This window comes from Paenibacillus sp. MER 180 (assembly GCF_023713665.1).
Taxonomy (GTDB): Bacteria; Bacillota; Bacilli; order Paenibacillales; family Paenibacillaceae; genus Paenibacillus_B; species Paenibacillus_B suaedae.
In genome coordinates this window covers 70,312-82,287 of record NZ_JAMAVT010000010.1, presented here as the reverse complement: position 1 = coordinate 82,287, position 11,976 = coordinate 70,312, and the positions used below count along the sequence as shown (strand labels likewise).

Sequence of the window (11,976 nt, the reverse complement as noted above, 5' to 3'; positions counted from 1 at the left end):
ACATACTCCCTCCTCTTTGGCGCATCGGTTATGCAATGCCCAAATACTTCCGCCGTGTCTCCTCGTCATAACGCAGTTCATCCATCGTTCCTGCCTTCACGACGCGCCCTTCGTCCATCATGTAGTACGCGCTTCCAATGCGGCTCGCCATAAGGAAGTTCTGCTCAACTAGTAGCACGGTCGTTTTCTCCTTCATCTGCTGGATAGCTTCCATCAGCTTCTCCACCATAATCGGGGCAAGACCTTTGCTAGGTTCATCGATGAGGAGCAATTCATTGTCGTTCACATATGCCCGGGAGATCGCCAGCATCTGCTTCTGCCCTCCGCTCAAGAGTCCACTCTTGCGGTTCCAGAAGCGACGAAGATCTGGGAACAGCTCCATTGTCCATTCCAGCCTAGCAGCAGCCTCTCCGCTATTCCCTCTCATCGCAATACGCATCGTTTCTCCTACCGTCAGATCAGCGAAGATTCCCTGATCCTCTGGAACATAACCGACCCCTTTACGAGCAATGAGATGCGTCGGAAGCTGATCCAATCGTTCTCCCTTATAGCGGATTTCTCCCTTGGATGCCGGATTCAATCCCATAATGGAACGCAGTGTCGTCGTCTTGCCCGCCCCATTGCGGCCAAGCAGTACGGTAATCCCACCAGACTCCACTTGGAAGGTGACCCCTTGCAAAATATGAAACTGTCCGATATACGTTTCAATTTCATTCACCTGCAGCAGTGTCATCATACAACCCTCCCAAGTAAGCAGACTGTACCAATTCATTATTCATAATCTCATCCGGATGCCCATCTGCAAGCAGCTTCCCATTAAACAGAACGGCGATCGTATCGGATAAATCCAGAACCATCTCCATCTTGTGCTCAATGAGTAATATCGTTCGATCTTTGGCATCCCTCACCCGACGGATCACTTCCATAATCGCTGGAACCTCTTCCACCGATATGCCAGCAGTCGGTTCGTCGAGCAGAAGAAGGGACGGCTGGAGCGCCAGCAGCATCGCTAGCTCCAGCTTGCGCTTCTCTCCATGCGCCAAGTGCTTCGCTGTAGCACTGCCTCTTCCTCCAAGCAGCACCATATCGAGCCAATGCTCCGCTTCTTCCTCAAACTGACGATACGCTCGCAGTGATCGATACCAATTCATGCGAACACCATGTCTGGATTGGACAGCAAGCCGTACATTCTCCATCACCGTCAGATTGGGGAATACATTCGTGATCTGAAAGGATCGCCCCATCCCAAGCCTTGTCCGTTCGAATGGGGGCAGCAACGTCACGTCGCGCCCCTCGAATTGGACCTGGCCAGAAGTTGGCCGCAGCTCGCCGCTTAACAAGTTGAACAAGGTCGTCTTACCTGCACCATTTGGGCCAATGATTGACTTGAAGCGATTTCGCTCAACGGTGAGGTTCACTTCCTGTACTGCGATATGTCCGCCGAACGCAATCGTCAAATCTGTTGTGCTCAAAATTTTATCCACTGCTTGGGACGAATGGGAGCGGCGAGCTCTATTCGTCCCCTGTTCAATCGGCAGCGACTCGGCCGTCCTGAGGTTGTTCTCCGCTCCGCTCATGTCCCGACCTCCTAGTTAACGTTTGTTGCGAATCGGCGGTGCCGTCTCTTCTGGCGACAGTTCACGGATAAGCACAGGAACCGGATAATCGGTACCATCCTTCTTCTCCAGCTTCACCGCATACATCGTCTGCAGTGCTTGATGATCCTCCGCTCGGAACGTCATCTTGCCCTTCGGCGCATCAAATGTCATTCCTTCCATCGCTGCAATCAGCTTGTCGGCAGTCGTGTCCCCGCCCGTCTTCTTCACCGCTTCCACGATCGCGATCGCTGCTGACATGCCGCCAGGTGTGAACAAATCTGGCAAATCTCCATTGAATCGCTTCGTATGTTCTTCTACGAGCCATTTATTCACATCATTGCTCGGAAGTGAATAGTAGTACACCGAGAAGCCTTCCATCCCCTCCAGCTCCTGCATTGTCTTCAGAGCTGCGATATCCGGAGCTCCAGTAGACAGTTTGATGCCTTGCTCCGTTACCTTCATATCCTTGAGCTGCTTCCACGGCGTGTTCGCCCCCGCCCATACTACGAACAAGTAATCCGGTTTTGCACTTACAATTTTCTGAATGTTCGCGGTAAAATCCGTTGCTGTAGCGTCCGCGTACTGCTCTTCTACAATTTCCGCACCAAGCTTGATCGCTGCTTCCTTGAACGCCTTAATGCCATCGCGGCCGAACGCGCCATCCGGTGCGAACGTTGCAATCTTAACGCCCTGCTTCGCTATCGCCGCCGCGCCTGCAACCGCGTCCTGCGAGGAATTGCGTGCAGTGCGGAATACATATTTGTTCCACAACTCGCCTGTAATGCTATCCGCAACAGCCGGCTCGACGACCATAATCTTCTCGTATTCCTCAGCAAGCGGAAGAACCGCTAATGTATCCCCTGAGCTGGATGAACCAACAAGGAAATCAACCTTATCGGTTTCAAGCAGCTTGGTTGCCTTCTTAACGGCAACGTCCGGCTTCGTTTCCGTATCTTCTACGATGAATTCAACTGGCCGTCCATCAATCGTCCTCGTACCTTGTGTGGCATAGTCGATGCCAAGCTCGAATCCGCGAACCGTCTGTTTGCCGTAACTCTCAAGCGCCCCCGACATGGAAGCAAGCACCCCGATCTTGATTGGCGTCTTATCTCCATCGGAAAATTTCTTTTCTTCCGTTTGATTATTCTTGTTCTCTGTCGATGCTGCACCATTATTCTCTTGCTTCGCGGAGTTCCCTCCCGCATCACTTCCACTGCTTCCACAAGCAGCTGTCAGCAGCAGGAGAAAGGACATGAAGCTGAGCAGCAATAGTCTTGACATCTGTATGCGAACCACCCGTTGCTTATCATGGCTGCGATGCAATTTTTCCTTCTGATTGCTTGTTTCACGAATAAATAACTGTGTCATAGACACCAAAAACCCCCTTACGAATCATTTCCCATTCATCATAAGAGGGTATAGTTACAAATGAGTTGCATCGGTTAGGAAACCGCAGCACGACACACTGCCAGCTTAATCAACAGATAAGCAAGCAACATTCCGCAGCAGTCCCCTCTTACTCGGCATCAACCAGAATTACACTCGATATGTCCTGAACAAGTTCTCGGATATCTTTCATCGGCTCAATCCCTAGCTCTTCCTCCAACGCCTTGCGGCATTTGTTGTACCAGCGCAAAGCTTGATTGCGATTATTCATTTGAAGATGACAAGCAATCAGGATTCGGTACGCCTCTTCCCAGCAGCGATCCTTCGCTACAATCGATTCCGCCCAGCGGATCGCCTTGTCGAAGGTATTCATAGCCGCATAGTGGCAAGACAATCTCTCTGCTCCACGCATGAATAACACTTGCAAGCGTTCCCGTTCCTCAATGCACCAATCCTCGTAACGGCGTTCAGGCATATAGTCGCCTTCATAGATAAGGAGCCCTTCTTCCAGCAGTTTGATTGCATGTTCCACATCGCCAGCTTCAAGCCCTTGTTCGATCGCCATCTCGAAGCGATTGGCATCGAGCACCCAGCCCGCAGTCGGATTCAATTGATAGGTGGTTCCCCGTCTAATGATGTAATAAGGGTTCGAACGAACACGACGATGCGGTTCCAAAGCCGTATTCAAGGCATTTAGCGCCACCTTGAAGTCTCTATTGGCTGCCTTCTCGTCTGATTGAGGAAACAGAGAATCCAGCAGTTCTTCCTTCGTCAACGAACAAGTCCGTCTGGTCACAAGAAGCTGGAACAGCTCTTTTGCCTTGCCACGCTGCCAGTCTTTGTCCGACAACTCAATATCGCCAAGCTGGACAGAAAAATTCCCAAGCGTATGTATATACAAAGTATATCCAGGATGGTACGTAAGCTGATCTAGTCCTAACTCCGTAAGCAGCGTCGATGCGTAGGAACGGCAAATATCAAGTCGTACCGCTTCAATAAGCAGCGGAATGAGCTGCTGCGTGTCGCTCGGCCCGAACAATGTACGCCGCGTGATCAGGAACGAGTAGCCTTCCCGCTCCGTCCGCGCCAAAAAGCGTTCCATCGCAACCGCGAACTTGCTGTCCTGCTCTGTCCGATAGGCGCATAATGCGAGCCACATCTCAACAGCAGCGCTGCCGAAGCCATCACCGCAAGCGAGGAAACGTTCACTACATTCACGGAATACATCCTCGGCTTCGGCATACCGATTCGCGTTGAACAGTGCAATGCCCATGCTCAGCCTAATTAGCGAGGTGAGCCAGCCATCATTCGCGAATTGCGTCTTCTCCCAAGCATTATGCCCGTATCGTAGAGCCGTATCTGCTGAACGAGCTCTGCCGAAGAGCAAGCAGAGTCCCATATAGGGCTCTGCGCTGCCGCGCTTCACTTCCAGCCGTTCCATGATAGAGAGCGCCGCCTGATAGCAATCAGCAGCTACCTTCGCATCATACTTCCCAGTCAGCTGCGCAGCATGGCCCATTCGCATCCATCCGCAAGCCTCTACGAAGGGCGCCTTGAGGCGAATGCCCTGCATCATTCCCGCTTCTGCCGCCTCCTTCGCCGCAACCGGCTCTCCGCACATACTGCTAATAAGCGAGAGCAGCAGATCAATCTCGCGGTGCGAGCGGGATAATGTCTTGGAATGGTAGCTAAGTCCGCGGAAGAGCGAACCCTGTTCCTGTTCCATCATCTGGGCATGCATTAGCTTCGACTTCGCCTTGTGCAGTCTGCCGGTGCGGAGGAACAACCGCGCTTCAAGCAGCCAGTCTCTTCCCTCTGCGTGAATATGAATAGCCCGATCATACCAGAGCTGCGCTTCTGTTCCTCTACCCGCATTAAGCATATTTTCAGCCATTAATGTATATAAGCGGCCAAGACGCTCACGCTCGCCCGTTCGAACCCTTCCACCTGATTCATAGCTTGAATGCCGCAAGTGAACGCTTTCAATTCGATCTACATGCATGATCCGGCCTCCATAGAGCGACTCTGCAATTGCAATCGCACGCTCCAGCAGAGGCTCTGCCTTGCCAGGTTGTATCGTATCCAGAAATAAGAGAGCTTGCCCTTCAAGGGCCATCATCTGAACAATGCGATTGCTGGCACTATCTGCTTCATATTCGGCTATGCGGTATTGGGCTGACGCCTCTTCATACTGGCAGCGATAACGCATAATATCCCCATGCAGCACATGCAAATATGGGTATCTTCGCTTCGTACGCTCCGGAATCGTCAGCAAGGAGGCATGGACGAATTCCAAATGACCGCCCTGTATCAACTCTTCGCCCCCATCCTGCAGCAGCAGTGCCGTCTCTTCGCCATCCTGCAGCACCATCGCCTGTGCCATCGCCAGATCATAGCGGCCGCGCGACGCGAAGATGTGAATGGCCTGCTTCGCCAAAGACACGTAACGATCATGCTGTCTTCTCAACTGATCGAGCAGGAATTCACGGAACAGGGCATGATAGCGGAACTGTTTATCATCGACTGATGACAAGAAGCCGCTGCCGCACAGCTCAAACAACAGCGCATGTGAACCGCTTCGCCCGCATACGGCATCACACCAGTCGCCGGTAAGCTCGTCAAAGATACTCGTCTCCAGCATGAAAGAGCGCATCGACAAAGATTGCTTCTGGAACAGCTCCAATGCCAGAAACTGAAACAACTCCTCCATCGTATCTCTTGGCGCCTGCAGAAGTTCTTCTAGCGAGCCATTGGAGGACAGCAGCCGCTGCCATATAAGCTGTACCGCAATAATCCAGCCTTCCGTCTGCTTATAGATCCGCTCAAGCTGCTGCTTCGTAAGCGGGTACCCGTAATAATCGCTGTACAACACTTCAATTTCTTCTTCATTGAATGCAAGCTCTTCCTTGCCAATTTCCAGTACATGGCCTCGAATGCGCAATGCAGCTAGACCATCCCACTGAGGCTTGGCGCGTGAGGAAATGACGATGCCCATCTTGTCGCAATCAGGCAAATAGGACACAACATACTGCATCCATTCGTCAATGCTTGTAGTCGGTTCGACGAGGTGGTAATCATCAATGATTAATATCGTCCGCTCTGAAAGCGATACCAACTCATTCAAAAATAAGTCTGCCAAGGCAATGATATCTTCACTGCTGTTCCGATTTCCACCGCTGTGCAGCTCAGCAAGCAGCGATTCCCCGAAATCGGGAACCGATTGCCGCAACGTATAAATGATATGGGATACAAATGGGATAAAGTCATTGTCTTGGGGAGATGCTCCGTACCATGCATACGTCATGTCCGAGGAGCGCAAATAGGCGGAAAGCGCCGTCGTCTTGCCGAATCCCGGACCAGAGGTCAATATGGTGAGCGGGAAATCTGTAATTCGGGTTAGCACCTTAGCAAGACGAGGACGGTGGAGCAGCTGCTTCTTTAGAGGGGGCGGCATTAATTTCATTTTAAGCACGCGGCCTTCTTTCATGCAGAACCTCCAATTCCTCCATTTTCCAATGTTGTCCTGTATATTGTATCACAGTTATACCTGCTTCAAGCACTTTTACAAAAAAATGAGCGGCTGACCTCGGTCAACCGCCAAACCATGCTTTCATTGCCTTTTTGTCCAGCTTGCCCACTACTGTCTTTGGAAGCTCTTCGGTGAGAATAAAGCGTTTGGGCACTTTATACTTCCCAATCCTCGCTTGACAGTATTGCTTGAGTTCTTCTTCCGTCAAGGAGGAGATCTCTCCTGTACTGACAGCAGCAACGACAACTTCGCCCCACTTCAAATCTGCTATGCCAAGCACCGCCGCTTCCAGCACCTTCGGATGACTCTCGAGAATATGCTCCACTTCAAGTGGATATACATTCTCTCCTCCGGTAATAATCATATCTTTCTTCCGGCCAACAATATAGTAATAGCCGTCCTCATCCCTTCGAGCCAGATCCCCCGTCAACAACCATCCATCCTGCATCGTCTCTTCTGTTGCCTGCGGATTGTTCCAATAATGCGAGAACAAATGACCTCCCCGAAGCGCCAGCTCTCCGACTTGACCTGCTTCCAGCACGCGCCCGTCAGATCCAATAATTCTTGCTTCTCCGAGCAGCATCGGCACACCTACCGATCCGGGCTTCATTCTAGCCGCTTCCGGCTCGATTACGAAATTGTTTGGACCGGACTCTGTCGCGCCGTACCCTTCCTTGAAAGGCAAGCCTCTAACATGAAATGCTTCATATACGGATAATGGACATGGGGCACCTCCCGAGAGAAAGGTTCGCATATCCGGAAACATCTCATTCTGAAATGAATCGCACTGAACGAGCAGATGATACATCGTCGGCACCATTAACACAATCGTACATCGTTCTTCCCGAAGGAGCCGGATCATGTCATCCGCTTGAAAATTACGCACGAGCACGACCGTTCCCCCAGCCATAAGTACAGGGACTGTCAGTGCATTAATGCCTCCAGTATGGAACATAGGTAAGATGGTCGGCGTAACGTCCGATTCGTTCAACTGCCAGCTAATTACCGTGTTCGCTGCATTCCAGAATACAGAGCCATGCGACAGGACAACCCCCTTCGATTTCCCTGTCGTTCCCCCGGTATAGATCATAAGCCATGGATCATCGAGGCAGATTGCTTCCTGTGCCAATATGTCACGAGGTTGTGCAAGCTCATCTGCCGTTGCCCCGGCTGCAATCTCAGCAGCAGCATCTTCGATTGCCTTGCCTGTCGGATTCCCCAGTTGTTCACATTGGGCCTCCGCCTGTTCATGCATCAGCGCAGACACGTCCAATACTTCTACGCTTCTCTCTTGCAGTGCTTCAGATAGAGCAGCAAGCGAAGGATCCGTTCGATCATAGAGCAGCACCTTCGGCGAACAGTCCCGTACAATTTCATGCAGCTCTGACTCCGCGAGCCTCCAATTCATTGGGGCGGCAATCGCGCTCAACAGTCTGCAGGCAAGCAATGCATCCAGCATCTCAGCCTGATTTAGCAGCAGGACAGCAACCCGATCCCCAGCGCTAACACCATGATGCTGCAGTACAAACGCCAACTTCCTTGCACGACGTGCAAGCTCTCGATACGTGTATCGATTCCCTGTATGAGCGTCTACGACCGCGACTTTATCCGGCGTCTTCTCGCAGCGATGCTCGAACCAGTATGCAGCACTGTCCACCGTCTCAAAGCTTCGCCATGAATGCTGTCGTTCCGATTCAGCCCCGTTCGACGATGACAGCGACACCATGACCGCCTCCTACACAGAGCGCAGCCGCGCCGTATTTCGCCTTTCTTCGCTCCATCTCGTGGAGCAGTGTCACAAGCACTCTTGTCCCGCTGGCACCAATCGGATGTCCGAGCGCAATCGCGCCTCCGTTCACATTGACGATCTCTGTATCAATGCCCAGTTCCTCGGTAACAGCCAGCGCCTGTGCCGCAAAAGCTTCATTGATTTCGAACAGTTCAATATCCTGCATGCGCAGGCCTGCCTTGTCAGCAGCCTTCCGCAGCGCAGATACAGGTCCGAGTCCCATCCATTCCGGCTCCACGCCTACTGCTGCATAACCGCGCACCACCGCAAGGGGGGATAAATTACGCTTCACAGCTGCTTCCGAGCTACATAAGACAACAGCAGCTGCCCCATCATTAATCCCGGACGAATTGCCCGCTGTAACTGTGCCATTGCTAAGGAAGGCAGGCTTCAGTTTGCTTAAATTGTCCATGGTCATGCCATGGCGAGGGTGCTCATCCGTATCCACCGTCCGGTATGCCCCCTTGCGTTCAGGTACTCGGATTGGAACGAGCTCAGCTTCGAATCTTCCTTCACGCATCGCTGATTCCGCACGTTGTTGGCTCATCAGTGCAAATGCGTCCTGCATGTCACGTGTGATATGATACCGTTCCGCTAATTTCTCTGCGGTAATGCCCATTGGCTGCTGTAGAAAGGCACAGGTCAGTCCATCATGCAGTACAGTATCCAACAGCTCCCCGTGCCCGTACTTATATCCCTGTCTTGCCTGCTTGAGTATATAGGGAGATTGGGTCATATTCTCCATTCCGCCAGATACGACGATATCTGCATCACCCGCCCTGATGTTCTGTGCCCCCAGCATGACAGACTGCAGCCCTGAACCACAGACTAGGTTGACCCCCGTCGCTGGCGCATGGATAGGGATACCCGCCTGCAATGCCGCTTGTCGTGCCCCATTTTGCCCAACTCCAGCTTGCAGCACCTGTCCCATCCATACTTGATCCACATGTTCTCCCATGATGCCAGCGCGGCTGCAGGCCTCTTGAATAGCTGCTGTGCCCAGTTCCACTGCAGTAACACCCCGATAATTGCCTTGAAATGAACCGATTGGCGTGCGTGCTGCACTCATTATCCACACTTCATTCATCTATTCCACCCCACGTTCAGGATTTATGGCTGCCGCTTGCAGATATGTCCTGCAATGTTCAGAGGCTGACCACCTCCCCAAATGCCCGTTCACCCGCAAGCCTGTATATCCACCATTTCCAGTAAACGCGATGACAGTTGCAAATCAGTTGCATAACGGTACAGACATGAACGCACTCCATGATCTTGCTCTGCACATGGGGCTATTTCGAAATAGATGCGGCCGGGAAGAAGTGAACTGGTAAGATAACAAAAAAAAGCACTCGAACCGCGGCGCGGTTCAAGTGCTCTCCGTTATTTGTATATCTATATGCATCCGTAACGCCGCACCTAGCAAGGCAAGCTATGCCTTGAACTTCGCAGACAACTGCTGCAAATCATCAGCAATGGTAGCCAAGTGGTTCGCGTACGAAGCCATTTCCTGCATAGCCGCATTTTGCTGTTCACCCGCTGCCGCCACATTTTCCATTTCAAGCAGCGTTGTATTAGTCATTTCACTCGCTTCATCGAACGAAGTGATCATCGTACCATTGGCACTGGTGAGTTGGGTGCTCATTTGTGCAATATGACTCAGTTGTACGTTCATTTCATCAACTGCCGCGAACATGTCGGCGAAGCTGCTCGTCACCGTCTTCGTCACCTGCTGACCTTCCTCTACCGAGGCTGAACCGTTCTGCATTGCTGTCCATACCGCTTCAGAACGTTCATGAATATGCTGAATCATGCCTGTAATTTGCCCAGCCGCTTCATTCGTCTGCTCTGCCAGCTTGCGAACCTCATCAGCTACAACTGCGAATCCACGGCCATGCTCACCCGCATGTGCAGCTTCAATCGCCGCATTCAGGGCAAGCAGCTTCGTTTGTGCAGACAACTCTTGAATGAATACGACAATCCGGCGGATATGCTGGGACTGCTCAATTAACTGCTCCGTTTCCTTGGTCGCCAGCTCTGTATGTTCTGTAATTGCATTCATTTGCGAGCGTACACTGCTCAACGCCTGCTCTCCTCGTACTGCCCATTCACTCATATCATTAGCAGCCTCGGAGGACAGATTAACCAGTTCGGTAACTTCCTTCAACTGGCGGCCTGACTGATGCGCATCAGAGCGAACCGCTTTGAGACGATCATTAAGGAGCGATGATTGTGCAGACACCTCCTGATAAGAAGCAGCCACCTGCTGCAAAGACGCTACATTCTCCTCTGTATTAGCGGAGAGCTCCTCAGCAGAAGCCGCAACCGTCTCGGACACCTCACGAATGCGAAGCAGAACATCAGTCAAGGACTGTGCCATCGTGTTGGAGTTTTTCTCCAAGCGTCCAATCTCATCGCTGCGATCCGACTCCGGAATCCGTTCTGTGAAGTCACCCGCAGCAATCCGTTCCGTCAGCTGCTGCACGCGGAGAACGGGACGAATAATGCTCTTTACAAACCGCCATAAAAATAGTCCCATTAACGCGATAAGAACGACTAGGAAGATGGATGCGACAATAAAAATGTAGTTGGCTTGACTGTTGATTTCCGACAAGGCGATGACCGAGACGATGCTCAGGCCCATTTTGTTGCGTTTGTCGTAACTGACGAACTCATTACGTCCTGCCGCATTCGACTTGTAGGCGCCGTGATCTTCCGCTGTCGCCAGCTCTCCGTACGTGGCTTCGTCCAGAATTGTTCCTTGCTTGTACACCGGGTGGGTTACGACCTGATTATCCTTGTCAACCAGGCTAATATAACCGCTTTTCCCTACTTTGTATTTCTCTACAGCCTTGTTAATCCGATCGATTGCCACATCAATGGCAACAACTCCATTCTTCCCTGGGAGCTCTTTAGCGAACGTAACTACCAAATCATTCGTTATCGCATCGCGATACGGCTTCGTCACAATTACTTTCCCGGCACTTTTCTTTGCCTGCTGATACCAGTCCCGCTTCATCGCATCAATCGTCTCATCACTGTCATTAGAACTGTGTATGTATTGATTATTTACAAAGACATATGCCGCATATATATTGTCAATATCTTTGGCAATCTCCAGCATGCGATCACGGATCCAGTCCTTTTGTTGCGACTTCTTACTAATGCTGTCAGCCAGGCTGTTTACCGTATAGGCATTAGAATCATACATGTCATCCAGCATACCGACAATGGATTGGGTAGCCCCATTCACTTGATTGTAGACCATGTCTTTCGTATTGCTTGCTGCCGTACCTGTCAGGATAATGATAAGAATAATCGTAGGAACGACAATAAATAACGCAAGTAAGCATATTATTTTCTTTTGTAAGGATTGTTGTATTCCTGTAGTCCACTGAATAAACCTCTTCATGTTGACACCCCTTTGCTTGCCAAGTCTCGTTGCCAAAATACGTTTGGTATATCGGTATAAAACGGTAAAAGTTTATACATTGTTACAAAATCAACATATGGTAATTAACACCATATTATCCTTGTATCCTCCCGTATCGCTTCCTTTCCCTTGTGCACCCTGGTGTACGACAAAAAAAGCTCCACGAAGGAAGTGCATCGCTTGCGCTTCCTTCGTGGAGCTTGTCAATTTTTTTATTCTCACTACGCTATAAATAGCGCGTATG

7 protein-coding genes are annotated in these 11,976 nt (G+C 51.1%); all 7 read right to left on the bottom strand.

The window, feature by feature from the left end; genetic code table 11:
- Positions 1 to 28: 28 nt before the first annotated feature.
- Positions 29 to 733 (bottom strand): ABC transporter ATP-binding protein, encoded by a 705-nt coding sequence (locus M3661_RS17500; protein WP_021258568.1) that lies wholly within the window; start codon positions 731 to 733, stop codon positions 29 to 31.
- On the bottom strand, positions 711 to 1,577 hold the full coding sequence (locus M3661_RS17495) for an ABC transporter ATP-binding protein (protein WP_021258569.1): 867 nt from the start codon (positions 1,575 to 1,577) through the stop codon (positions 711 to 713). The genes M3661_RS17500 and M3661_RS17495 overlap by 23 nt, the downstream gene beginning before the upstream one ends.
- Before the next feature lie 15 nt (positions 1,578 to 1,592).
- Positions 1,593 to 2,972, bottom strand: coding sequence for a substrate-binding domain-containing protein (locus M3661_RS17490; RefSeq protein WP_251487045.1), 1,380 nt, complete (start codon positions 2,970 to 2,972; stop codon positions 1,593 to 1,595).
- Positions 2,973 to 3,114: 142 nt separating this feature from the next.
- Positions 3,115 to 6,471: an AfsR/SARP family transcriptional regulator gene (locus M3661_RS17485; RefSeq protein WP_251487042.1), complete on the bottom strand. Its 3,357-nt coding sequence runs from the start codon at positions 6,469 to 6,471 to the stop codon at positions 3,115 to 3,117.
- 103 nt (positions 6,472 to 6,574) lie between these two features.
- Positions 6,575 to 8,239 carry a class I adenylate-forming enzyme family protein gene (locus tag M3661_RS17480; protein ID WP_251487040.1) on the bottom strand — a complete coding sequence of 555 codons (1,665 nt, stop codon included), beginning with the start codon at positions 8,237 to 8,239 and terminating at the stop codon, positions 6,575 to 6,577.
- The gene (locus tag M3661_RS17475) at positions 8,208 to 9,389 is read right to left on the bottom strand and encodes an acetyl-CoA C-acetyltransferase (protein WP_251487036.1); all 1,182 of its coding nucleotides are present in this window, start codon (positions 9,387 to 9,389) and stop codon (positions 8,208 to 8,210) included. The genes M3661_RS17480 and M3661_RS17475 overlap by 32 nt, the downstream gene beginning before the upstream one ends.
- A gap of 342 nt (positions 9,390 to 9,731) precedes the next feature.
- Positions 9,732 to 11,711: a methyl-accepting chemotaxis protein gene (locus M3661_RS17470; RefSeq protein ID WP_251487034.1), complete on the bottom strand. Its 1,980-nt coding sequence runs from the start codon at positions 11,709 to 11,711 to the stop codon at positions 9,732 to 9,734.
- Between the last annotated feature and the right edge of the window lie 265 nt (positions 11,712 to 11,976).

What these genes read in the sequence shown, in the direction of transcription:
- M3661_RS17500 (WP_021258568.1), bottom strand. Translation starts at nt 733, where the DNA reads ATGACACTGCTGCAGGTGAATGAAATTGAAACGTATATCGGACAGTTT.
- M3661_RS17495 (WP_021258569.1), bottom strand. Translation starts at nt 1,577, where the DNA reads ATGAGCGGAGCGGAGAACAACCTCAGGACGGCCGAGTCGCTGCCGATT.
- M3661_RS17485 (WP_251487042.1), bottom strand. Translation starts at nt 6,471, where the DNA reads ATGAAAGAAGGCCGCGTGCTTAAAATGAAATTAATGCCGCCCCCTCTA.
- M3661_RS17480 (WP_251487040.1), bottom strand. Translation starts at nt 8,239, where the DNA reads ATGGTGTCGCTGTCATCGTCGAACGGGGCTGAATCGGAACGACAGCAT.
- M3661_RS17475 (WP_251487036.1), bottom strand. Translation starts at nt 9,389, where the DNA reads ATGAATGAAGTGTGGATAATGAGTGCAGCACGCACGCCAATCGGTTCA.
- M3661_RS17470 (WP_251487034.1), bottom strand. Translation starts at nt 11,711, where the DNA reads ATGAAGAGGTTTATTCAGTGGACTACAGGAATACAACAATCCTTACAA.